The 21,432-nt window shown below is 57.7% G+C and carries 24 protein-coding genes and 2 pseudogenes; 5 read left to right on the forward strand and 21 right to left on the reverse strand.

Annotated features, from left to right (window positions below; translation table 11 throughout):
- Positions 1–76: 76 nt before the first annotated feature.
- From minE to minC, 3 genes are all read right to left on the reverse strand, one after another.
- Positions 77–331: a cell division topological specificity factor MinE gene (gene minE, locus BZL43_RS19175; protein WP_007898843.1), complete on the reverse strand. Its 255-nt coding sequence runs from the start codon at positions 329–331 to the stop codon at positions 77–79.
- Positions 331–1,143: a septum site-determining protein MinD gene (minD, locus tag BZL43_RS19180; RefSeq protein WP_007898841.1), complete on the reverse strand. Its 813-nt coding sequence runs from the start codon at positions 1,141–1,143 to the stop codon at positions 331–333. The genes minE and minD overlap by 1 nt, the downstream gene beginning before the upstream one ends.
- Before the next feature lie 201 nt (positions 1,144–1,344).
- Positions 1,345–2,082: a septum site-determining protein MinC gene (minC, locus tag BZL43_RS19185; protein ID WP_030131658.1), complete on the reverse strand. Its 738-nt coding sequence runs from the start codon at positions 2,080–2,082 to the stop codon at positions 1,345–1,347.
- 118 nt (positions 2,083–2,200) lie between these two features.
- On the opposite strand from minC, the gene BZL43_RS19190 reads away from it, so the two are divergent.
- Both BZL43_RS19190 and BZL43_RS19195 read left to right on the forward strand, forming a co-directional pair.
- Positions 2,201–3,133: a lipid A biosynthesis lauroyl acyltransferase gene (locus tag BZL43_RS19190; RefSeq protein WP_095633753.1), complete on the forward strand. Its 933-nt coding sequence runs from the start codon at positions 2,201–2,203 to the stop codon at positions 3,131–3,133.
- 33 nt (positions 3,134–3,166) lie between these two features.
- Positions 3,167–4,321 (forward strand): patatin-like phospholipase family protein, encoded by a 1,155-nt coding sequence (locus tag BZL43_RS19195; RefSeq protein WP_095633754.1) that lies wholly within the window; start codon positions 3,167–3,169, stop codon positions 4,319–4,321.
- Positions 4,322–4,408: 87 nt separating this feature from the next.
- Here BZL43_RS19195 and BZL43_RS19200 read toward each other — a convergent pair whose 3' ends face one another.
- The 8 genes and pseudogenes from BZL43_RS19200 to puuE form a co-directional block, all read right to left on the reverse strand.
- Positions 4,409–5,194, reverse strand: a complete 786-nt coding sequence (locus BZL43_RS19200; protein WP_095633755.1) for an outer membrane protein OmpK — start codon at positions 5,192–5,194, stop codon at positions 4,409–4,411.
- Positions 5,195–5,567: 373 nt separating this feature from the next.
- Positions 5,568–6,353 (reverse strand): outer membrane protein OmpK, encoded by a 786-nt coding sequence (locus tag BZL43_RS19205; RefSeq protein WP_095633756.1) that lies wholly within the window; start codon positions 6,351–6,353, stop codon positions 5,568–5,570.
- 122 nt (positions 6,354–6,475) lie between these two features.
- Positions 6,476–6,588: pseudogene (locus tag BZL43_RS28880) on the reverse strand (hypothetical protein); the annotation flags it as partial.
- Positions 6,589–6,760: 172 nt separating this feature from the next.
- Positions 6,761–8,065, reverse strand: coding sequence for a urate hydroxylase PuuD (locus tag BZL43_RS19215; RefSeq protein WP_095633758.1), 1,305 nt, complete (start codon positions 8,063–8,065; stop codon positions 6,761–6,763).
- A 51-nt stretch (positions 8,066–8,116) separates the two neighbouring features.
- The gene (locus BZL43_RS19220) at positions 8,117–8,620 is read right to left on the reverse strand and encodes an ureidoglycolate lyase (RefSeq protein WP_095633759.1); all 504 of its coding nucleotides are present in this window, start codon (positions 8,618–8,620) and stop codon (positions 8,117–8,119) included.
- Between the two features lie 127 nt (positions 8,621–8,747).
- The gene (gene alc / locus BZL43_RS19225; protein ID WP_095633760.1) at positions 8,748–9,743 is read right to left on the reverse strand and encodes an allantoicase; all 996 of its coding nucleotides are present in this window, start codon (positions 9,741–9,743) and stop codon (positions 8,748–8,750) included.
- Positions 9,744–9,818: 75 nt separating this feature from the next.
- Positions 9,819–10,334, reverse strand: coding sequence for a 2-oxo-4-hydroxy-4-carboxy-5-ureidoimidazoline decarboxylase (gene uraD, locus BZL43_RS19230; protein WP_095633761.1), 516 nt, complete (start codon positions 10,332–10,334; stop codon positions 9,819–9,821).
- A complete protein-coding gene (puuE, locus tag BZL43_RS19235; RefSeq protein ID WP_095633762.1) occupies positions 10,331–11,257 on the reverse strand; it encodes an allantoinase PuuE in 927 nt (308 codons plus the stop codon). Before puuE ends, uraD begins: the two co-directional genes overlap by 4 nt.
- Before the next feature lie 431 nt (positions 11,258–11,688).
- Between puuE and uraH the strand changes: the two genes are divergently transcribed.
- A complete protein-coding gene (gene uraH, locus BZL43_RS19240; protein WP_095633763.1) occupies positions 11,689–12,042 on the forward strand; it encodes a hydroxyisourate hydrolase in 354 nt (117 codons plus the stop codon).
- Positions 12,043–12,266: 224 nt separating this feature from the next.
- Here uraH and BZL43_RS19245 read toward each other — a convergent pair whose 3' ends face one another.
- The 3 genes from BZL43_RS19245 to BZL43_RS19255 all read right to left on the reverse strand — a co-directional run bounded on the left by BZL43_RS19245 (position 12,267) and on the right by BZL43_RS19255 (position 15,085).
- On the reverse strand, positions 12,267–12,893 hold the full coding sequence (locus BZL43_RS19245) for a LysE family translocator (protein ID WP_095633764.1): 627 nt from the start codon (positions 12,891–12,893) through the stop codon (positions 12,267–12,269).
- 78 nt (positions 12,894–12,971) lie between these two features.
- A complete protein-coding gene (locus BZL43_RS19250; RefSeq protein WP_095633765.1) occupies positions 12,972–14,321 on the reverse strand; it encodes an NCS2 family permease in 1,350 nt (449 codons plus the stop codon).
- Between the two features lie 317 nt (positions 14,322–14,638).
- Positions 14,639–15,085, reverse strand: a complete 447-nt coding sequence (locus BZL43_RS19255) for a MarR family winged helix-turn-helix transcriptional regulator (protein WP_063342984.1) — start codon at positions 15,083–15,085, stop codon at positions 14,639–14,641.
- An 82-nt stretch (positions 15,086–15,167) separates the two neighbouring features.
- Between BZL43_RS19255 and BZL43_RS19260 the strand changes: the two genes are divergently transcribed.
- Entirely contained in the window at positions 15,168–16,334 is a 1,167-nt protein-coding gene (locus tag BZL43_RS19260; RefSeq protein WP_095633766.1) for a PLP-dependent aminotransferase family protein, read from the forward strand.
- Between the two features lie 185 nt (positions 16,335–16,519).
- On the opposite strand, the gene BZL43_RS19265 is transcribed toward BZL43_RS19260, so the two are convergent.
- The 4 genes and pseudogenes from BZL43_RS19265 to BZL43_RS19280 all read right to left on the reverse strand — a co-directional run bounded on the left by BZL43_RS19265 (position 16,520) and on the right by BZL43_RS19280 (position 18,541).
- Complete coding sequence (locus BZL43_RS19265; RefSeq protein ID WP_095633767.1) at positions 16,520–16,891, reverse strand: glutathione S-transferase N-terminal domain-containing protein; 372 nt, start codon at positions 16,889–16,891, stop codon at positions 16,520–16,522.
- Between the two features lie 103 nt (positions 16,892–16,994).
- Positions 16,995–17,540: a GTP cyclohydrolase I FolE gene (gene folE, locus BZL43_RS19270; protein ID WP_218228037.1), complete on the reverse strand. Its 546-nt coding sequence runs from the start codon at positions 17,538–17,540 to the stop codon at positions 16,995–16,997.
- 22 nt (positions 17,541–17,562) lie between these two features.
- Positions 17,563–17,796, reverse strand: a pseudogene (locus tag BZL43_RS28600) (site-specific integrase); the annotation flags it as partial.
- A gap of 220 nt (positions 17,797–18,016) precedes the next feature.
- Complete coding sequence (locus BZL43_RS19280) at positions 18,017–18,541, reverse strand: hypothetical protein (protein WP_095633769.1); 525 nt, start codon at positions 18,539–18,541, stop codon at positions 18,017–18,019.
- A gap of 411 nt (positions 18,542–18,952) precedes the next feature.
- Between BZL43_RS19280 and BZL43_RS19285 the strand changes: the two genes are divergently transcribed.
- Positions 18,953–19,507 carry a hypothetical protein gene (locus BZL43_RS19285; protein WP_095633770.1) on the forward strand — a complete coding sequence of 185 codons (555 nt, stop codon included), beginning with the start codon at positions 18,953–18,955 and terminating at the stop codon, positions 19,505–19,507.
- Positions 19,508–19,735: 228 nt separating this feature from the next.
- Here BZL43_RS19285 and BZL43_RS19290 read toward each other — a convergent pair whose 3' ends face one another.
- From BZL43_RS19290 to BZL43_RS19300, 3 genes are all read right to left on the reverse strand, one after another.
- A complete protein-coding gene (locus BZL43_RS19290; protein WP_095633771.1) occupies positions 19,736–20,293 on the reverse strand; it encodes a Smr/MutS family protein in 558 nt (185 codons plus the stop codon).
- A 75-nt stretch (positions 20,294–20,368) separates the two neighbouring features.
- Positions 20,369–20,689, reverse strand: coding sequence for a hypothetical protein (locus BZL43_RS19295; RefSeq protein WP_095633772.1), 321 nt, complete (start codon positions 20,687–20,689; stop codon positions 20,369–20,371).
- A 131-nt stretch (positions 20,690–20,820) separates the two neighbouring features.
- Positions 20,821–21,411 (reverse strand): cysteine hydrolase family protein, encoded by a 591-nt coding sequence (locus tag BZL43_RS19300; RefSeq protein WP_095633773.1) that lies wholly within the window; start codon positions 21,409–21,411, stop codon positions 20,821–20,823.
- Positions 21,412–21,432 lie beyond the last annotated feature (21 nt).

The following is a 21,432-nucleotide window of genomic DNA, read 5'->3' on the forward strand; positions in this document are numbered from 1 at the left end:
GCAAGCCCCCTCGTCACAGTTCGCCCCCAAACAGGAGCTGGAAAGCCTGAGCCGCCGTGGCTCCCGCCGGATCGACTCAGCGATCTGGCAGGGTGATATTGAGTTCCAGGATCGAGCAGCTGCCCTGGTTTTCCAGAGCGACGTGCACGTCATCGGACCCGATATTGACGTACTTGCGGATCACTTCCACCAGTTCCTTTTGCAAGGCTGGCAGATAATCCGGCGTACTGCGCTGGCCGCGTTCATGCGCCACGATGATCTGTAGACGCTCTTTCGCTACCGACGCGGTGCTGACCTTTTTACTGGCACGAAAGAAGTCAAAAAGGTTCATTACCTACCTCCAAAAAGTCGCTCGAAGAATCCCTTCTTCTCGACATCGAGGAAACGATGGTCCACGGTTTTACCCAGCAGACGATCAACGGCATCGCTGTACGCCTGACCGGCGTCGCTCTGGTCGTCGAGAATCACAGGGACGCCCTGGTTGGATGCCTTGAGGACGGCTTGCGATTCCGGAATCACACCCAGCAGGGTCACTGCGAGGATTTCCTTGACGTCTTCGACGCCCAGCATTTCACCGTTACTCACGCGTGTCGGGTTGTAGCGGGTCAGCAACAAGTGTTCCTTGATCGGGTCTTCGCCGTTTTCGGCGCGACGGGACTTGCTGGCCAACAGGCCCAGCATGCGGTCCGAGTCACGTACGGAGGAGACTTCCGGGTTGGTCACTACAATCGCTTCGTCAGCGAAGTACATGGCCAGGTGGGCGCCTTTCTCGATGCCCGCCGGAGAGTCGCAGACCACGAATTCGAAGTCTTCCTTGAGCTGCATCAGGACCTTTTCGACGCCTTCGACAGTCAGCGCGTCTTTGTCGCGAGTCTGACTGGCAGCCAGTACGTAGAGGTTTTCCAGACGCTTGTCTTTGATCAGGGCCTGTTGCAGGTTGGCTTCGCCGTTTACCACGTTGACGAAGTCATACACCACGCGGCGCTCGCAACCCATGATCAGGTCGAGGTTACGCAAGCCGACGTCGAAGTCGACGATAACTGTTTTGTGACCACGCAGAGCGAGGCCGGTACCGATAGCGGCGCTGGTGGTGGTCTTACCCACACCACCCTTGCCGGATGTAACCACGAGAATCTTGGCCAAGGTGTTTTACCCCTAAGGAAAAAGGACGTTTAGCCCCTGAAAAACATCTCTTGAAAAACTACTGCAGTCGGACAGCCTTGGCTGGAATCCGGTTCTGAGCGGCGCTTACCCCCGGTAAACACTGCTTTTGGCCTTTTTCCTACTTCGTTTGAGCCGTTTTCGCTACGTTTTAGAGATGCTTGGAAAATGCGGCAGTATCCGTTAAAGCCGAATGATGTTCAACACGTCGCCCGACAGGCTGACTTGCACGCCCGCGCCCCACAATGGATCACGACGCAAATCCTCGGAAACCTTGTAATGGCCGGCGATGGAGACCAGTTCAGCGGTCATTTGCTGGCAGAAAATCCTGGCTTTCGTGTCACCTTTGACGCCGGCCAAGACACGACCGCGCATCGCGCCGTATACATGGATGTTCCCGTCGGCGAGAAGTTCCGCCCCCGGGCTGACCGATGAAATCACCACCAGATCGCAACCCTGGGCATAAATCTGCTGGCCACCGCGTACGGGCGAGGTAATGATTTTGGTCGGTTTGATGGTCGGTTCCGGTGGTTTTTCCGGTTTTTTCACAACAGTGCCTTCGTGCGGGTCGAGCGGTCGCTCACGGGCGCCTGACGGCGGCAGTACCGGCAGATCGACGGCGATGGCGGCGGCAATGTCCTCGATGCGGCTGGCACGGATTGCCAGAGTGCGCAGGCCATGCTGGCGGCAGATGCGCATCAGCCCCGGAAGATCGACCGAGCCTTCACTGGCCGGAAGTTTGTCCAGGGCCAGGACCAGCGGCGCATTGCTGAAGAAGTTGGGCGCCTGGGCGACCTTGGCGGCCAGTTGTCGATCAAGGTTCTCGAGGTCGTTACGGGCCAGTTCCAGCACCGTAATGGCGAGCATGCTGCCCTTCAACTGGAACACGGGATCTTGGTCTAGCGGTTCGGTTTGGCTCATGGTCGGCATACAACGACTTGTCACTAAAAGTGCCGAGACTTATAACGAGAACGCCCGCAGGCCGCAAGCCGGGTCGAACGATGTAGAATGCGCGGCCACTGTCTTGACGGAACCTTTAATGGATCGCCCGCGTTTTCGAACAGCATTTCTTTCTCCACGTTTCTGGCCGCTATGGGGTGGCTTGGGGCTGTTATGGCTGATTGTGCAGTTGCCATATCCGGCATTGCTGTCGGTCGGTCGCGCCCTGGGTGCATTGATGTACCGAGTGGCGGGCGACCGACGGCGCATTGCCAAGCGCAATCTTGAACTGTGTTTCCCTGAAAAGTCCGCTGCCGAGCGCAAGCGTTTGCTCAAGGAAAACTTTGCCTCCACCGGTATCGCTTTCTTCGAAATGGCCATGAGCTGGTGGTGGTCTCGCAAGCGTCTGGCGAAACTGGCCCATATCGAAGGCCTGGAGCATTTGAAGAAGGCCCAGGCGCAGGACAAGGGCGTGATTCTGATGGCCGTGCATTTCACTACGCTGGAAATCGGCGCGGCGCTGCTCGGTCAGCAACACACCATCGATGGCATGTACCGCGAACACAAGAATCCGCTGTTCGACTACATCCAGCGTCGTGGCCGGGAGCGGCACAATCTCGACTCGCTGGCAGTGGAGCGCGACGATGTGCGTGGCATGCTCAAACTGCTGCGTTCAGGCCGGGCGATCTGGTACGCGCCGGATCAGGATTACGGCGCCAAGCAAAGTATCTTCGTGCCGTTGTTCGGGATTCAGGCGGCGACCGTCACCGCCACCAGCAAGTTTGCGCGACTGGGCAAGGCACTGGTCGTGCCGTTCACTCAACAACGCCTGGCGGACGGCAGTGGTTATCGGTTGGTGATTCATGCGCCGCTGGAGGGCTTTCCCGGCGAGACGGAAGAGGCTGACTGCATTCGGATCAATCAGTGGGTCGAAAGCACGTTGCGCGAATGCCCGGAGCAATACCTCTGGGCACATCGCCGCTTCAAGAGCCGTCCACCGGGCGAACCGAAGTTGTACGCCAAGCGCGGTTGAGTCACCGATCTTTATGCACCATGGAGTGTTGCGATGAGTTCTGCTGAACCGGTTACAGGGTTGATACTTTCCGGCGGCGGGGCTCGGGCGGCTTATCAGGTGGGCGTGCTGGCGGCGATTGCCGAGCTGCTGCCGGTGGGGGCGGCGAATCCGTTTCCAGTGATCGTCGGTACTTCGGCTGGCGCGATCAACGCGGTCAGCCTGGCCAGTGGGGCAATGGACTTTCGCGGCGCGATTCAGCGTCTGACTGCCTTCTGGCAAGGGTTTCGCAGTCATCTGGTATTGCGCAGCGACTGGCCGGGGGTGATCCATCAAGCCACCCGTTTTATCAGTCACAATCTGATGGGGATTGGCGCTCCGGTGCCCGTGGCCCTGCTCAACAGCTCGCCACTGCGCGGTTTGCTCAACGACAAACTGCACATGCCCGGGATTGCCGAGGCCATTGCGCAAAAGCAATTGAAGGCGGTGGCGGTCACGGCGTTTGGCTACGAGTCTGGTCAGGCCGTCACGTTTTATCAGGGGGGCGGCACCATCGAGTCCTGGTTGCGCCATCGGCGAATCGGCGTGCCGACGCAATTGAGCGTCGAACACTTGCTGGCCAGTTCGGCGATTCCATTGCTGTTTGCGCCGGTGAAAATCGGCGAAGAATATTTCGGCGATGGCGCCGTACGCCAATCGGCACCCATCAGCCCGGCCCTGCACCTGGGAGCCAGCCGCGTGCTGGTGGTAGGTGTCAGCGGCAACCCGCGCGGGGTCGACCCGCAACAGCCGCTGCAACGTGCCTATACCGGTCAGCAGCCGACCTTGGCGCAAATCGGTGGGCACATGCTCAACAGTACGTTCATTGACAGCCTGGAAAGTGACATTGAGTTGCTGCAGCGCTTGAATCAGTTCAGCCATCTGCTGCCCGACGGCGCGCCGAGTCGTGCATTGGGCGCTGCACCGGTGGAGGTGCTGGTGATTTCGCCCAGTCAGCCGATCGATGAAATCGCGGCGCGGCATCGCCAGGAATTGCCGGCAGCCTTGCGTCTGTTTTTGCGCGGGCCGGGGGCGACCAAGACCAGCGGAGCGGGGGTGCTGAGTTATCTGTTATTCGAGGCGGGGTATTGCAGCGAACTGATCGATCTGGGGCGGCGCGATGCGTTGGCCAAGCGGCATGAATTGTGCCGGTTTCTGGGGGTGTCATAAAGCAAAAGATCGCAGCCTGCGGCAGCTCCTACCCCGGATGCGCACGTCCGTAGGAGCTGGCGAAGCCTGCGATCTTTTGACTTTAAATCAGAAGTGGAACTTCACCAGCAAGCTCGTGTTGCTCTGATCGGTCTTGAAGTACTGGCTGTCCTTGATCCCGTACTTGTCTGACCAGTAGTCGTACTCGACACCGACGTACAACTGCTTCTCGCCGATGTTCAGGGCTTTGCCCAAGTCGTATTTGATCTGCGGGTTGAAGTGCAGGTTGGCGTGGTAGGTGCCTTTGCTGTTCTGGTCGTTATCAACGACCCAATCCATGAAACCATCGATCAGGATGTTGGAGTCGCCCACGGGAATGGTGTAGGACCAGACCGGTGTGATCTGCCAGACGTTATCACCTGCGCGGCTGCCTTCGGTGTGACGCTGGTAGAAGTTCAGCTGGAAGTAGTCGAAGCCGGGAATCGCCAGGTCGAAACCCGGACCGATCAGGTAGGACTCGGTATCGCCTTCACCGAACTCGTACGTCATGGCCAGCAGCACATCCTTGATCGGGCCGAATTCGATCTTCTGGTCGAGAACCTTGCCCAGCGAAATACGTGGCTGGAACTCCCCGTAATAGGTGTTCGGGCCGGCGTTGAAGTCCTTCTCGCCGTTGTAGAAGATCTTGTCGAGGAAGAAGAAGTTATCCCCGTATTTCCAGGCATCGGCGTGCTCGAAGGTGACGGTTTGCTGAATGCGCGGGTTGACCTGGAAGTCCTTGCCGTAGAGATAGGTCAGGCTGTTGTTCTGCCATTGCAGCAAGTCGCCGGCCATTGCCTGGCCCCCGGCCAGCAAGGATCCCGCGAGCATCAGGCTGGTGCGCGTACGTTTCATTCGGTTGCTCCCAAAAAGTAGGTGGTTCCACGTTATTTTTCTAAGGTTGGCGCTCTGGTGTGGCGCCTTTTCTTTGCTGTAAAAAACAATCCATTCGGTCAGCTTTAGTGCTGTTAGCAAGAGCTGAGCCAAGGCTTCCAAAAAGAAAAAAACGCCCGTTCGGCTGTTCGAAAACAGTCGATTGAGCGTCAATTCGAGGGGCCTTGGTGCTGCCCAGAGCCGGGATAAGTTGGCTTTCTGGTCAGGAACTGAATCCGCGCTTTTTTTTAGAGCGGATTCGGGCGGGCGCGGAGAATACTGACTCCTTGGCCAGGTCTCAAGTGCCCCGCAACAGAGCACCGGTGACAGCTGTGGGGCACGGTTGCGGGCCATTTTAGAAGTGCACCTTTACCAGCAGGCTGGCGGTGTTTTGGTTAGTGTCAAAGCTGGCGCTGTTTTCGATTCCGTACTTGTTTTTCCAATAGCTGTATTCGGTGCCGACGTAGACGAATTTCTCGCCCCAGCCCAAAGCCTTGCCCAGGTCGTATTTGATCTGCGGATTGATGTGCAGGTTGGCGTGGTAAGTGCCGCGTGCATTGCGATCGTTGTCCACCACCCAGTCCAGATAGCCATCGATCAACAGGTTCGAATTGCCCAGCGCAACGCTGTAGGACCACGTGGGAGTGATCTGCCAGACACCATCGCCAGGGCGTGGGCCCTCGGTCTGGCGACGATAGAAATTCAAGGTGAAGTAGTTGAAACCCGGTACCGCCAGATCGAACCCCGGGCCGATCAGATACGCTTCGCTGTCGCCTTCGCCGTACTCGTACGTCATGGCCAGCAATACGTCCTTGATCGGCCCAAGTTCGAAGCGACGGTCGAGCATTTTGCCAAACGACAGGCGTGGGCTGAATTCGCCATAGAAGGCGTGGGGGCCTTTATTGCGATCTTCTTCGCCGTTGTAGAAGATCTTGTCGATGAACAGGAAGTTATCGCCGTACTTCCATTTGTCGGCGTGCTCGAATGTCACCGTCTGCTGGATCGACGGATTGATCACGAAATTCTTGCCGTACAGGTAGCTCAGGCTATTGGTTTGCCACAGCAGTAAATCACTGGCCATAGCCTGGCTCGCGGCCAACAGGCCGGTGCTCAACAGCACGCTGGTTTTTATCTGAATCATCTGTTGCTCCCTTTTGTTTTTATTGTTTGAGGCGCAGGCAGCCACCCACTGTGGGGGCGAGCAGGCTCGCTCCCACAGTGGGTGTGTCTTTTAACGGGTCAGTGCGGTTAGGCGTGGCAGCCGGCTTCGTGAAGAAGCTTGATTCCGGTGGCGGTAACCATGCCGAACATCGCTAGCGCTGCGCGGCCCGGTACCGCAGGTGGAATCGACGCCACGGGAACGCTGCTTTCGGTAGTTGCAAGAGGGGTAAACGCTGAATGACGGGTGCGTCGGGAATGCGGGCTTCGGATAGCTCGGACATGCAACACCTCGGATCTTTTTTATTCTTGTGATTTTGTATCAGGTGAACCTGTGGCGAGGGGGCTTTGTATGGTCACAAAAGCCCCTTCGCTACAACGGTGTGTTGCTTATTGGGTTTGGGCTCCCTGAACAATCCACGCACCGATCAGGTCGCGCTCTTGCTGGGTCATCTGGGTGATGTTGCCCAATGGCATGATCTGGCTGGCAACAGCCTGGGCCTGGATGCGCGGGGCCTGGAGCTTGATCTGCTCGGGGGTATCGAACATCACGCCCCCCGGCGCCGTGCTGAACAGCGGGCTGGTGGGTTTGGCCGAATGGCAGACCGTGCAGCGTTCCTGGATCACGTCGTGCACTTTATCGAAGGCAGGGCCGGCATTGGATGCCTGGGCGGGTGCAGTTTCAGGAGCCGCCGCCGGTGCAGCTTCAGCCGGTTTCTTGCCACCGCCCAGGGCGGTTTCCGGCAGCGGCTGATACTCAATGGTGCCAGGCGCCTTGGCCACTTCAGGTGCGCTGGACATCGGCGCCGGGCCGGTCACGTAGGCCAGACAAATCATGCCGACCGCCGCGGCGGGCAGGGTCCAGGCAAACTTGTGGCTGTCATGACGGGTGTTGAAGTAGTGACGCACCAACACCGCCAGCACCGCGATCCCGGCCAGGATCAGCCAGTTGTATTGGCTGCCGTAAGTGCTCGGAAAGTGGTTGCTGATCATGATGAACAGCACCGGCAAGGTGAAGTAGTTGTTGTGCCGCGAACGCAGCAAGCCTTTGGCCGGCAGCGCCGGATCGGGCGTGCGGTTCTCGGCGATCGCCGCCACCAATGCCCGTTGGGCCGGCATGATGATGCGGAACACGTTGCCGACCATGATAGTGCCGATGATCGCGCCGACGTGCAGGTACGCACCACGGCCGCTGAACACTTTGCTGAAGCCGTAGGCAGCGCCGATGATCAGCACGAACAGGATGAAACCGAGCAGGGCAGGGCGTTTACCCAGGGCCGAGTCGCAGAGGAAGGAGTAGACAAACCAGCCGACGAACAGTGAGCCGATGCCCAGCAGAACACCTTCAGGACCGGTCAGGCTGCTGCCCGGAGCGAGCAGGTAAAGGGTCGGGTTGGAGTAGAACACCACGCACAGCAGCGCGACCCCCGACAGCCAGGTGAAGTAGGCTTCCCATTTGAACCAGTGCAGGTTGTCCGGCATGGTCGGTGGAGCCAGTTTGTATTTTTCCAGGTGATAGATACCGCCGCCATGGATCGCCCACAAATCGCCCGCCAGCCCGTTTTTCGGGTTGACCCGGTTGAGGTTGTTTTCCAGCCAGACGAAATAGAACGACGCGCCGATCCAGGCCACGCCAGTAATCATATGAACCCAGCGCACGCTCAGGTTCAGCCATTCCAACAGATGTGCTTCCACAGTCTTTACCTCTCGCCTGTCACTTTTATTGTCAAGTGATCAGACCTTCTCTTATTGGTGGGGGGCGAGGATCAAACGCTCATCCTCTTTGAAAAAATGCTCATCGCAGTTATTGCCTGTGCCACTGCGATCAACCACCAGGAAGTCATCCCGCTTTTCGATCGTCAGCACCGGGTGGTGCCAGACGCCGCGATGGTAATTAATGCCCTGCCTGCCGTTGGTGACGAAGGCGCGGACCAAGCCTGATACAGGTTCATCGCCAAGTGGCGCGACCACGATCAGAAAGGGGTTGCCGAGCAGCGGGATGAAAGCCTGGCTGCCCAGCGGATGACGCTCCAGCATGCTCACGGTCAGCGGCATGTCCTGCGCATCGGCGCGGAAAATGCTGATGATCGCTTTGTCCTCTGGCATAGCGGTTTGCACCGTCGCCAGTTTGTGAAAGCGCATGGTCGAACCGTTGTTGATCATGAAGTGATCGCTGCCGTCGGTTTCGATCACGTCACCGAAAGGGGCGAAGGCTTCTTTGGTCAGCGGTTCAATCGTCAGTGTGCGCATGCTGGTCTTCTTTTCCGAATTCTGTGTTGTTTGTTCTATCGCCATCGCGGGCAAGCCCGCTCCCACAGGTTTTGTGAACGCCACAATTCCTTGTGGGAGCGGGCTTGCCCGCGATTGGGGACGACGCTTATTTTGCTACCTTGCCGAGGACCCGCAGGCGGCTCACGCCACCGTCCGGGAACACGTTCAGGCGGATGTGGGTGATCGGGCCCAACGCCTTGATCTGCTCGGCGAAGGTGTGTTCGGCGTGCATTTCCAGCTTCTGGCTTGGCAGCAGTTCGCGCCAGAACAGCGACTGGGTTTCGATCTGGCTATCGGTGCCGCCCTTCACGAATGCGCCCTGGATCGAGCAGCTGTCCGGGTAGTTGCCCTTGAAGTGCAGGGTATCGACGATGACTTTTTCGATCTCGCCGGCATGCCCCAGCGCGACGATTACCCAGTCATTGCCCGGGGTGCGACGGCGTGCAGTTTCCCAGCCATCGCCCATGTTGATGCCACGACCCGGGTTGAGGATGTTGCTCATGCGGCCGAAATGTTCGTCGGAGCAGGCCAGTGCCCGGCCGCCATTGAGGGCTGCGGCCAGATCGACTTGTTCGTTGTCGCCCACAGCGGACCAGTCGCGGTACGGAACGCCATAAACACGCAGACGGGCCACGCCGCCATCGGGGTAGATGTTGAAACGCAGGTGGCTGAACGCCTGGTCGTTGTTGATTTCGTGGTAGTGATGGCTGTTGCCTTGCAGCTCGACGGCTGACAGCACTTCAGTCCACTGAGTGTTTTCGTCCGGTTCGCCCGAAGTCAGGAAACAGGCTTCAAGCGAAGCAGACGGCGGGTAATTGCCGGTGAAGAATGAAGTGTCGATGTCCACGCCCTTGATCGAACCCGGTACGCCAAGACGGATCACCGCGCTGTCGTAGCCTTCGAAGCGCTTGCGGCGCGACTCCCAGCCGTCCATCCACTTGCCGTTGTCATCGAACACGCCCTCCTTCCACACAGCCGGTGTCGGTTGGAACAGACGGTTGGCGTCTGCGAACCAGTCATCGGTGACCGAGATGATTTTAGTGCCCAGGCGGGCGTCGGCCAGGTTGACGAATTTCTCGAAAGGTACGGCGTAAGCTTTCATTCTTCTTGTCTGCCTTTAATAAGTTGGCTTGGGATGCTCGCAGGGCCCGCTCGGGTTTTCCTCAGGGGCTGTTCGCTAAAGAGTCAGTAATCGGAACAACGCGATCTTGTTGATCTCCGCCAGCGCGCATTTGAATTCGGTGTCGACCGAGTTGTGAATGCGCGTTTCGAATGCCGCGAGGATCTGATGCCGGTTGCTGCCTTTTACCGCCATGATGAAGGGAAACTTGAACTTGGCTTTGTAGGCGTCGTTCAGCTCGGTGAAGCGCTGGAACTCATCGCTCGAGCATTGGTGAATACCGGCGCCAGCCTGTTCATTCGTGCTGGCTTCGGTCAGTTGGCCCTGGACGGCGGCTTTGCCGGCCAGGTCCGGGTGAGCGTTGACCAGGGCCAGTTGGCTTTCATGATCGGCGCTCAACAGGATGTCGCTCATGCGCTGGTGCAGGGTTTCGATCTCGTCGATCGACGCATCCTGGCCCAGGTCGAAAGCCTTCTCGGCCACCCATGGCGAATGTTCGTAAATGTCGGCGAAGGCGGCGACAAAGGCGTCGCGGCTCAGGGTCGATGGTTTCAGGGTTTGGAAGCGGCTCATTTCGCGGCCCCTTGATACGGGTGGGTTGCATGCCAGTGACGAGCAATGTCGACGCGACGGCTGAACCACACCTGTTCATGACTTTTAGCGTATTCGATAAAGCGTTTGAGCGAAGCCAGACGCGCCGGACGGCCGATCAGGCGGCAATGCAGGCCGATCGACAACATCTTCGGTGCTTCGGCGCCTTCGGCATACAGCACATCGAACGCGTCTTTCAGGTAATCAAAAAAATCGTCGCCCTTATTGAAGCCCTGGACCTGGGTGAAGCGCATGTCATTGGTGTCCAGGGTGTACGGGATCACCAGATGCGCCTTGCCGGTCGGGTTGTTCGGTTCCCAGTAGGGCAGGTCGTCGTCGTAGGTGTCGCAGTCGTAGAGGAAACCGCCTTCTTCCATCACCAGCCGACGGGTGTTCGGACCGGTGCGGCCGGTGTACCAGCCAAGAGGGCGCTCACCGGTGATTTCGGTGAGGATGCGGATCGCTTCGAGCATGTGCTCGCGTTCCTGCGCTTCGTCCATGTACTGGTAGTCGATCCAGCGGTAGCCGTGACTGCAGATTTCATGGCCAGCATCGACCATGGCGCGGATCACGTCCGGGTGGCGCTGGGCGGCCATGGCCACGGCGAAGATAGTCAGCGGGATGTCGAATTCCTTGAACAGTTTCAGAACCCGCCAGACGCCGGCCCGGCTGCCATACTCGTAAAGGGACTCCATGCTCATGTTGCGCTCGCCTTGCAGCGGCTGCGCCGAGACCATTTCCGAGAGGAACGCTTCGGATTCTTTGTCGCCGTGCAGGATATTGCGCTCGCCACCTTCTTCGTAGTTGAGCACGAAGGACAGCGCGATGCGGGCATTGCCCGGCCAGTGTGGGTGAGGAGGGTTACTGCCGTAACCGATCAGGTCGCGTGGGTAGTCAGCGCTCACTGCAGTCTTCCTTCTTGTTCGTGTCGACTTATTCAAAGTCAGGGTGTGGCGGCCTGATGATGAGAGGGCAGGCTGGCGTCACAGCGATGGGTTGATTGTATACAACTTTATATTCACTTTGTAAGCCTGATTTTTTGCATTTTTTACTGACGGTCCACTTTGAAGGGGCCTGCAAGAAATCTGCCTGATTGGTCAGCTAATGGAAAGCGGGATCTCTGATCCTATGGTTCGGCGAAAGATTGGCTGGCCAATCCTTGATGACGGCGGTAGCGGTAAAAATGTCGTTTTTATTGTGTACAATTTTTATGAAAAATGTCTTAATCAGTCGCTCGCCGCAACTTTTCGTGTTCCGAAACGGTGCGGTCTCCTTTTCAACTGACTTCGGGAGGCGCGAGGTCTGACTGCTCCACGCAGGCAGGCGCGCAGAATCAATGGGACGTTTGACGACACACGTTTTGGACGCTGCACACGGTTGCCCGGGCAGCTCGATCAAGGTCGAGTTGTACCGCGTTGAAGGTTCGCAGCTGGAATTGGTCTCCACTGCAATCACCAACAGCGATGGCCGGGTCGATGCGCCGCTGCTGCAAGGCGATGACTATCGGTCCGGGGTCTATCAGCTTCAGTTTCATGCGGGGGATTACTACCGCACCCGTGGGGTTCAGCTGCCCGAGCCTGCGTTTCTGGATGTGGTGGTGCTGCGTTTCGGCATCTCTGCGGAACAGGATCACTATCACGTGCCGTTGTTGATTTCGCCGTACAGCTATTCCACGTACCGAGGCAGTTGATCCCCCAAGCCGCTGCCTCCTCCGAGAAGCGACTGCGCATATAGCTTCTTTGGTCTTTCGCCCGCTCACACTGCGGGCTTTTTTTTGCTCTGAGAAATGGGGTGCATGGGAGGGACCCTTCGCGGGCAAGCCTCGCTCCTACAGGATTTGCGTCGTTCATGTCATGCAAGAACAACAAAATCCCTGAGGAGCATGGCTTGCCCGCGCAGCTTTTAGCGGCTCAACTAGCGGCTCAACAACGACGCGGCACCCGCACCACTGAACAACCCCGCACTCACCCGGTTAAACCAGCTCTGCCCTTTGCCGCTGCGCAAATACCGGGCAGCACCGTGAGCCCCCAGCCCATAAGCCAATTTGCACAGCAGATCCAGCACCGTCCAGGTCACAATCATCACCAGCAACTGCGGCAAGAAGGGTTGCTCGGCGCTCAGAAACTGCGGCAGAAAAGCGGCGAAGAACAAAATGTCTTTCGGATTGCTGGCGCCGAGCATGAACGCGCGCCCGAACAGTGCGCGAAAGCGCGGCACTGGTGCAGCCTGGGGCACTTCGGTGCCATGGGAGGGCTGACGCGATTGCTGCCAGCTCTGCCAGGCGAGGTAGAACAGGTACAGCGCGCCGACGATTTTCAGGATGCTAAACAACTGTTCCGACGCCAGCAATAAGGCACCCAGACCCAAAGCCGAAGCACTGAGCAGGCAGATCGACGCAATCACACCGCCCAGAAACGCCGGATAGGAACGGCGCAAACCGTAATTCAGACTGTTGCTGATCATCAGCAACGACAGTGGCCCCGGAATCAGGATCACCACCAGCGCAGCGCCGCTGAACAGCAGCCAGGTTTCCAGACTCATCACTTTCTCCCTATGTGCAAAAGCCCCACCCGACGGGGTGAGGCTGTTTTGAAACACTGTTTTTGAAACGTAGACGGCTTACAAGAAAATGAACTTGGCGATGAAGATCGCGCAGAGCACCCACAGACTGACGGAAATTTCCTTGTGCTTACCGGTGAAAGCCTTCAGCACCACGTAAGTGATGAAGCCCAGCGCGATACCGTCGGCGACCGAGAAGGTCAGCGGCATCATGATCGCGGTAACAATCGCCGGAATGCTGTCGGTGGCTTCGTCCCATTCAATGTGCGCCATGCCGCCCATCATCAGCATCGCCACATAAATCAGCGCGCCAGCGGTTGCATAAGCGGGGATCATGCCAGCCAGCGGTGCGAAAAACATCGCGGCAATAAATAGCACACCTACGGTCACAGCGGTAAGACCAGTCCGACCGCCCGCGGCGACACCGGCGGCACTTTCCACGTAGCTGGTGACGGGCGGAACACCGACCACCGCACCGAATACACTGGAAGCACTGTCGGCTTTGAGCGCACGGGAAAGGTTTTCGATCTTGCCGTCAGCGTTTACCAGACCGGCGCGTTGGGCGACGCCCATCAAGGTGCCAGCGGTATCAAACATGTGCACAAAGAGGAAGGCCAGCACCACGCTGATCATACTGATATTGAATACACCGGCGACGTCCATGGCCATCCATGTCGGAGCCAGGCTCGGCGGGGCAGACATGATGCCCTCGTAGTGCACCAGGCCAAGGCCCCAACCGGCCAGGGTCACGGTGATGATGCTGATGAGGATCGCGCCGAACACTTTGTGGTAGCTGAGCACAGCGATCATCAGGAAACAGACGGCAGCCAGCAGCGGGCCTGGCTCGCGCAGGGAACCGAGCTTGATCAGGGTGGCCGGGCTGTCAACCACGATGCCCGCGGTTTTCAAGCCGATCAGCCCTAGAAACAGGCCCACGCCGGCGCCCATGGCAAAGCGCAAACTCACTGGAATGCTGTTGAGCAGCCATTCGCGAATCCGGGAAAAGGTCAGGAACATGAACAACACACCGGAGACGAACACCGCACCGAGCGCGGTTTCCCAGTTGTAGCCCATGGTGCCCACCACGGTGTAAGTGAAGAATGCGTTCAGGCCCATGCCCGGCGCGAGGCCGACCGGCCAGTTGGCGTACAGCCCCATCAACAGGCAACCCAGCGCGGCGGCGATGCAAGTGGCGACGAACGCCGCCCCGTGATCGATACCGGCATCGGCCATGATGTTCGGGTTGACGAAGATGATGTAGGCCATGGTGATGAAGGTTGTCAGACCGGCGATCAGCTCGGTCTTCACCGTGGTGCCGTGCAAGCTGAGTTTGAAGATGCGCTCCAGCCAGCCATTGCGTATGGGCGGCGAGAGTTCCAGCGTCGGGGCTTCGGATTTGCGGCTTTCCACAGCGAGTACTCCTCAAGAGTTTTATTGTTATTTCCAGGGCCGGACCCATGAGGGCGGCAGCGACCCTTTGAGGTGCTTGCGGATTTGTTGACTTGTTGGTCAGAAATCTCGCACGAGGCGAATTATGCTTTTGTATACAAATAAAGCAAATAATGTTTTTGATTTTGTAGACGAAAAGTTTGTTGATCGGGATATATCGGCTATAGGACGATCGTTTCCCCGCTCTGCGTGGGAATGCCGCCATGGACGCTCTGCGTCCGCCGTTGATGTGACGCAGAGCGTCACGGGATGCATTCCCACGCAGCGCGTGGGAACGATCAGCTTGGAAAGACCTGGGCTTTACCCAGCGCGAGATTCACCGCCAACCACCCATTCACCGCCGTCTCCCCGGCCTCGGCAAACACCCGCTCCAGTAACTTCACCTGCTCGCGCCGCAACGACTGTTCGAACCGCGCACCTTCTGCGGTCAGTTCCAGCAACCGCTTACGCTTGTCCGTCTCGGACGCGACGCTGTTCACCAAATGCATTTCCACCAACTGACGCAGCGGCATGTTCAGCGCCTGCTTGCTCACGCCCAGCAACGCCAGCAACTCCTTGACGCTGAGGGCAGGGTAGCGGGCGATGAAAAATACGATGCGTTGATGCACCCGGCTCAAACCGCGACGTTCGAGCATTTCGTCGGCTTTGGCGGTAAAGGCCTGGTAGCCGAAGAAAAACGCTTCCATGGCTTGTTGCTGAGTGCTGGGGTTTTTAAGGTCAAGCATGTTGACGTATCCGCTCGGTCTGTCGTAATTTCGGTCAATCAGTTTGACTCATTTTCCTCAGGCCTCGCTACCGGTGACCCCCATGGCTTTTTCTGAACGTGTCTCGCGCCTTAAAAGTTCTTTGATCCGTGAAATCCTCGCCGCCGCCCAGCGCCCGGAAGTGATGTCGTTTGCCGGCGGCTTGCCGGCCGAAGCCATGCTGCCGAAAGTCGAATGGGCGGACATGCCGCTGTCCATGGGGCAATACGGCATGAGTGAAGGCGAGCCGGCGCTGCGTGAGGCGCTGGCAGCCCAAGCCCGAGCGTTGGGTGTGCCATGTGAGGCAAGTCAGGTGCTGGTGGTCAGTGGTTCCCAGCAAACCCTCGATCTGGCGGCCAAGCTCTACATCGACAAAGGCACCGAGATCCTGCTTGAAGCGCCGACTTACCTGGCAGCATTGCAGATCTTCCAATTGTTCGGTGCCGACTGCATCACCGTCCCACAGGAAGCCGATGGCCCGAACCTGGCACAATTGCGCTGCCGTCTGGAAAGGCATAAACCTGCATTCATCTACCTGATCCCGACGTTTCAGAACCCCTCGGCGGTGCGTTACAGCGAGGCCAAGCGCGATGCAGTGGCTGCATTGCTCGACGAGTATGGCGTGACCCTGCTCGAAGACGAACCCTACCGCGAGCTGACCTTTGACGGCGTCAGCGCCACGCCAATCGTCAGCCGCTTGAGCAAGGCCAGCTGGATCTACACCGGCACGGTGTCGAAAACCCTGTTGCCGGGCCTGCGAGTCGGTTACCTGATTGCCAGCCCGGACCTGTTCCCGCATTTGTTGCGGCTCAAGCAATCGGCCGATCTTCACACCAACCGCGTCGGGCAGTGGCAAACGCTGCAATGGATCGGCAGCGAAAAATACCAGCAGCACTTGAGTGAGTTGCGTGCTTTCTATCGGGCTCGTCGGGATGCATTTCAGTCAGCATTGGAAGCGCATTTTTCCGGTCTGGCGCAGTGGAATGTGCCGCAGGGCGGGCTGTTTTTCTGGCTGACGCTCAAACAGCCGCTGGATACGCGCACGCTGCTCAAGGCTGCGCTGGCGGCGGATGTGGCGTTTATGCCGGGCGAACCGTTTTTCCCCGAACCGGACAACAACCTTGGCCATCTGCGGTTGAACTTCAGCCACATTGACCCGGCGAAGCTGGACGAAGGCCTCAAGCGATTGGCGGCCGTGGTGCGCGAGGCCCAGGCAGCAGAAGCGGCCTGAGAGGAGGGTATAAACAACAAACCGGCCAATCGGCCGGTTTATTTTTGCTCAGGATTTGTAGTGCTTGTGCTGACGCCTTCGCGGGCAAGCCTCTCTCCTACAGGTTCGCGGTGTGTGCGAATGGCCACCTCGCCCCCGTAGGAGCGAGGCTTGCCCGCGAAGAGGCCATCAGCAGCACCAGATCATCAGAGCGCAGCAAACCGCTTATCCAGATAATCAATGATCACCTTGGATTCATACATCCAGGTGGTCTGGCCATTCTCTTCGATACGCAGGCACGGCACTTTGATCCTGCCACCTTGCTCAAGCAGCGCCTGGCGATCCTGTTCACTGTTCTTCGCATCACGCAATGCCACTGGAACGTTCAGGCGGCGCAACGTGCGGCGGGTTTTCACGCAGAACGGGCACGCATGGAACTGATACAGGGTCAGGTCCTTGGCGGCTGCATCGACCTGAGCCTGAGCGGCGGCGGGGCGCTGCTTCTTGCCTGGACGGGTGATGAAATCGATGAGGATGATCAGTTGGCCGAGGCCGACACGAAGCGCTTTGACTAACACGTTGTAAGCCTCACGGGGCGAATGAAGAAAGGCGCGCAGCTTACCTGATTTTTCACGGGCGAAAAAAAACCGGCGATCAGTGCCGGTTTCTTCGTGCTGCGAGTTACTTGATAAGGCTGAGAAACTCGCTGCGGGTGGCGGCGTTTTCGCGGAACTCGCCGAGCATCACCGAAGTGATCATCGTCGAATTCTGTTTCTCCACACCGCGCATCATCATGCACATGTGCTTGGCCTCGATCACCACCGCAACGCCCAGGGCGCCGGTGACTTGCTGGACCGCATCGGCGATCTGGCGGCTGAGGTTTTCCTGGATCTGCAGGCGACGGGCGTACATATCGACGATACGCGCGACTTTCGACAGCCCTAAAACCTTGCCGCTCGGGATGTAGGCAACATGGGCCTTGCCGATGAACGGCAGCATGTGGTGCTCGCACAACGAGTAGAGCTCGATGTCCTTGACCATCACCATCTCGCTGTTGTCGGAGCTGAACAAGGCACCGTTGGTGACCTCTTCCAGTGTCTGTTCATAACCGCGGCAGAGGTACTGCATGGCTTTGGCGGCACGTTTTGGCGTGTCGAGCAGGCCCTCGCGGGAGGCGTCCTCGCCCAATTGGCCGAGGATCTCGGTGTAATTCTGTTCCAGTGTCACAGAGGCTGATTCCATAAGGGTTTCAGAGGGGTACTGTTTCAGTCTGTACCAATTTTGTACCAATCCAGCTGTTTTCGAGCTTCCCGAGCTCACCCCGGTCGGTGCCGGAGTTTATCCATCGGGCGTAGGTCGATAGCAGCATCTGAACGCTATGACCGAGCTGAGTGGCAATAAATGCAGGGTTCATACCCGCCATGGGGCACATGGTAGCGTATGTGTGTCGGCAGTTGTATTGCCGACGGGCGCGAAGCTGCAAATCGGTGACGTAGAAATAGCCTTTCGATGCTACACGTTGTTTCGCCTGAAGAGCGAATTCAGATGATGACCGACAATCAAAAGGGGATGGTGGGAGCGGCGGCATCAAGGTTTCTTTGGGGCAGTTGATTGCCGGGGCGGTGGTTCAGTCCGTCCAGCACGTCGATTTGGCAAGACATCGCGCGGGGCCCGGAACTCTGGGCCCCGCGGTGGCAGATCAACTAGCCAATTCTGACAATCGGTCCGTCAGTTGCACCCGTAGTTACCGAAGAAGTAGATTTGAAGGTGAGCGAGACATCGCTCACGGTAAAGGTTTGATGGCCGTACCCGTTATTCGTCATGGTGGCCCACCGGACTTGCTCATATCCAGAAGTGGCGGCAACACCTTTGCCCGCGCTCTTGTTAGCAATCTGTCCACAAGTGAATACCATGGACTGTTGCCCAATGCCCTGACTGTCGTTCCACCACCGCGTATTGACGATCGTGTTGGTGTCCTCTTTTACGTCATTGACTTGGATAGTGAACGTCGCCGATTGGAGGTCAAGGCCCGATTGGTTTGTCAAAACTGGAACGACTTTTGGGGTTGGGTTCGCTTCAGGGGGGTAATACTCCGGGTTGTTCAGGATGAGCGCCACTGGGCTGGGCAGATCCAAGGTGATCAGGATGCCATTCTGGCTGAAGAGGGTGTAGGTTTGAACTTTTCCTAGGGAGTCGTTCGAGATTTTTTCCTTGAGTGCTTCAGACATTTTAATTTCCCTTTTTAGATGCACTGAAATTCTAGAAAAGAATTTCTCCTTGTTGCGCGATCCCGACCTTGGAAGCGCGCCAAGTAATTCTTGTTGGGAAGACTCACTCTGTCAATGTGTGTATTTGGACTGATAGTCTGATTCGTTATTGCTAAAAGAAATGGTTTAAAAAGCCAAAGCTAAAAACAAAGAAGTGCAGTCTTTTGCAATAATGGTAGTTACGAATTCGTCTAACTTGATTAGGCTTTTCAAGCCTGTGTGCGACTATAAAAATAGTTGCGAGCGCTTGCAGATTGTGTTTAAAAGATGGCCGCGAGCCGAAGGGTTCGTCTGTGCTCCTGGAAGGTGCGCTGGTGCCACTGAGGCGCAATGTCTCCGGATCTTCTCGCAAAAACTAAAAGGATTTTAGATATGACGTCTCTTCTAGACATAAAACCTGAGCAGGTCGATGCGCTCAACCAGCGATCACAGGCTGCCTTTGACGAACAAATCAAGCGTATGGCAGAGCTTGCCAGAGCGAAGCCGATGCTCCAGGAGGTCCTCGATCAAAAGGTGCACCCGCAATCGTTGAGTGGATTGGGAGGCCAGCAGACCATTTGCGGCTACTTCAACTTCGTAAATTGCGGTAGCGGTTGTTATCCTCACACCGAAACCATCCAGATTAGTGCTTTATCCGCCGATATCGGACCCAATGCTCAGCAAAAAATCCCAGTGCGATTCGTTGGCCAAGCGACAGGTACGGGTACCGATATTAACTTGTCCGGTATCTACCTGCAGGGCACGGTGCCTGAGGCAGCGAACCTCATCAACATTCAATTGACGCTGCAATTGTCGATACATTCAGGTTCGCTCACCCTGTACGTTTTTGAAGGGCCGCGCCTGCTGGCCGCGCTGGTCCCGCAGAACGGCGTGAACATTGGCGGGGCGTTCTCCGGCAATGGGACCGGCGCATTCCAGCGGACCTGATGTAGTCGATCAGGAATAATCAACCCGGTACAACCGCAGCGGCGCTTTTTATATATTGTGATCAAAGGAAATTCTGAGTTGGCTTGGGCGTTAATTCCCTGTTCCTTGTCCCTTGCAACTCAGAAGCCGGTATAAGCCTGTTTCAGAAACATGCAGGTACCTGTGAGAATTTTACGCAAAGGCGAGGGTGCGGTGAGGACTCGGCGCTGCAAGCATGAAGCGACAGCATCACTCGTCGCGACCTTCCATCATGGTGCGTTTGAGCATCACATAAACCGCTCCGGCGCCGCCGTGTTTCGGTTGGCAGGAGGTGAAGCCGAGTACCTGTGGATGCTGGCGCAGCCATGTGTTGACGTGACTTTTGATCATCGGCCGCTTGCCATCCAGGCGCACCGCTTTGCCGTGGGTCACACGTACACAGCGGATTTCGAATCTGGTTGCTTCGGCCAGAAAGGCCCACAGGGTTTCACGGGCTTTTTCCACGCTCATGCCATGCAGATCGAGGCTGCCTTCGAACGGAATCTGTCCGATCTTGAGCTTGCGCATCTGGCTTTCCTGGACACCGTCGCGGGCCCACATCAGCTCATCTTCGGGGCCCACATCAATGACAAACTGATCGGACAGCCCGTCAACGGTGGTGGCATCGGTGCGCACAGTGGCGGCTTGGCGCAGCTTGGCGATTTGCGCGCGGTCGGCCTTGGGTTTGCCGGTTTCGGCGCGATCGTGCTTGATCGGCTTGACGCCTTGGATCGCGCTTTTGAACAGGGAAAAATCGTCGTCTTGCATATCAGCCTCCGCGAAGGGTGGCCAGTTTACCCAAGTCGAAGCGAATGGGGCGCGACAAAACGTCCGGCGTTGGGCTCAGTCGTGTTTTTTCATCAGGTGCGGTGCCATGTTCAGTTCTTGCGATTGGCGCGAGCGGCGACGGCAGCGGCGCCAAAACCACACGCCGATATACAGCACGAACAGGCCGACGCCCAGAATGATCGCGGCGCCCAGCGGGCTGGCATTCAACTCGCCAAGCGCCGGTGGCCGGCCCAGTAAACTGGCCGCGCCGGCCATCGCCAGCAACACACCGCACGTTGCCAGTAAGGCAGCGAATGCTGCACCGAAGCGAAAACGCCAGTTGCTTTGGCCTTTGGGCCGCAAGCGGCGAGCGTCAAAACCATCGGATAACTTCATTCCGACCTTCCTCAATGGGTATCGGCCCTTCGACCGGAAGTTGACCGGGATGTTCCTGAGGCTAGGGCAATTACAGCAAATGACAGGCTTTTGCGGATGAGCGGCGGCATGAACCGCTCATCGAGGGTCGATCAGATCAGTTCGCGGGTCAGGGCGAGGGTGGCGAAGTTGTCCGCCATGATCGCCATCTCGGTATGCTGAACGTGCTCGGCGCTCAGGACGCCCCCCTTGTAAGGCAGGTCGCGAGTCGCGCAGGCGTCTTCAACCAATGTGCAACGAAAGCCCAGGTTCTTCGCGGCGCGCACGGTAGTACTGACGCTGGAGTGGCTCATGAAGCCGCAGACGATCAGGTCCAGTGAGCCGAGTTCCTGCAGTCGGTCATACAGTTCGGTACCATGAAACGCACTCGGCAGCAGTTTGCCGATGATAATTTCGCCCTTCTGCGGCTCAAGGCCCGGGATGAATTCACCGCGCTCGCCTTGCGGATCGAACAGCCCGCCGACGGTACCGAGATGGCGTACGTGCACGATCGGACGACCGGCTGCACGGGCAGCGGCGACCAGTTGCTTGATGTTCGCGACGGCAGCATCCATGCCGCTCAGGGCCAGGGGACCACTGAGGTATTCTTTCTGGGCATCGATGATGACAAGGGTCGCATGACCCAGATTGGCCGCTGCATAACCACGGCCGCTGAGTTGAAACATCGTTTTTGGAACGGACATTCTGGGGCTCCTTCGAGTGGG

Source organism: Pseudomonas sp. PICF141 (assembly GCF_002286815.1).
Lineage (GTDB): Bacteria > Pseudomonadota > Gammaproteobacteria > Pseudomonadales > Pseudomonadaceae > Aquipseudomonas.

Excerpts from the sequence above, each read along its gene's own strand:
- BZL43_RS19245 (WP_095633764.1), bottom strand. The coding sequence starts at position 12,893 with ATGAGTCTGGAAACCTGGCTGCTGTTCAGCGGCGCTGCGCTGGTGGTG.
- minE (WP_007898843.1), bottom strand. The coding sequence starts at position 331 with ATGAACCTTTTTGACTTCTTTCGTGCCAGTAAAAAGGTCAGCACCGCG.
- BZL43_RS19290 (WP_095633771.1), bottom strand. The coding sequence starts at position 20,293 with ATGCAAGACGACGATTTTTCCCTGTTCAAAAGCGCGATCCAAGGCGTC.
- uraH (WP_095633763.1), top strand. The coding sequence starts at position 11,689 with ATGGGACGTTTGACGACACACGTTTTGGACGCTGCACACGGTTGCCCG.
- BZL43_RS19190 (WP_095633753.1), top strand. The coding sequence starts at position 2,201 with ATGGATCGCCCGCGTTTTCGAACAGCATTTCTTTCTCCACGTTTCTGG.
- BZL43_RS19285 (WP_095633770.1), top strand. The coding sequence starts at position 18,953 with ATGACGTCTCTTCTAGACATAAAACCTGAGCAGGTCGATGCGCTCAAC.
- BZL43_RS19255 (WP_063342984.1), bottom strand. The coding sequence starts at position 15,085 with ATGCTTGACCTTAAAAACCCCAGCACTCAGCAACAAGCCATGGAAGCG.
- BZL43_RS19295 (WP_095633772.1), bottom strand. The coding sequence starts at position 20,689 with ATGAAGTTATCCGATGGTTTTGACGCTCGCCGCTTGCGGCCCAAAGGC.
- BZL43_RS19200 (WP_095633755.1), bottom strand. The coding sequence starts at position 5,194 with ATGAAACGTACGCGCACCAGCCTGATGCTCGCGGGATCCTTGCTGGCC.
- BZL43_RS19300 (WP_095633773.1), bottom strand. The coding sequence starts at position 21,411 with ATGTCCGTTCCAAAAACGATGTTTCAACTCAGCGGCCGTGGTTATGCA.
- BZL43_RS19220 (WP_095633759.1), bottom strand. The coding sequence starts at position 8,620 with ATGCGCACACTGACGATTGAACCGCTGACCAAAGAAGCCTTCGCCCCT.
- BZL43_RS19195 (WP_095633754.1), top strand. The coding sequence starts at position 3,167 with ATGAGTTCTGCTGAACCGGTTACAGGGTTGATACTTTCCGGCGGCGGG.
- BZL43_RS19205 (WP_095633756.1), bottom strand. The coding sequence starts at position 6,353 with ATGATTCAGATAAAAACCAGCGTGCTGTTGAGCACCGGCCTGTTGGCC.
- BZL43_RS19280 (WP_095633769.1), bottom strand. The coding sequence starts at position 18,541 with ATGTCTGAAGCACTCAAGGAAAAAATCTCGAACGACTCCCTAGGAAAA.
- BZL43_RS19260 (WP_095633766.1), top strand. The coding sequence starts at position 15,168 with ATGGCTTTTTCTGAACGTGTCTCGCGCCTTAAAAGTTCTTTGATCCGT.
- minC (WP_030131658.1), bottom strand. The coding sequence starts at position 2,082 with ATGAGCCAAACCGAACCGCTAGACCAAGATCCCGTGTTCCAGTTGAAG.
- alc (WP_095633760.1), bottom strand. The coding sequence starts at position 9,743 with ATGAAAGCTTACGCCGTACCTTTCGAGAAATTCGTCAACCTGGCCGAC.
- uraD (WP_095633761.1), bottom strand. The coding sequence starts at position 10,334 with ATGAGCCGCTTCCAAACCCTGAAACCATCGACCCTGAGCCGCGACGCC.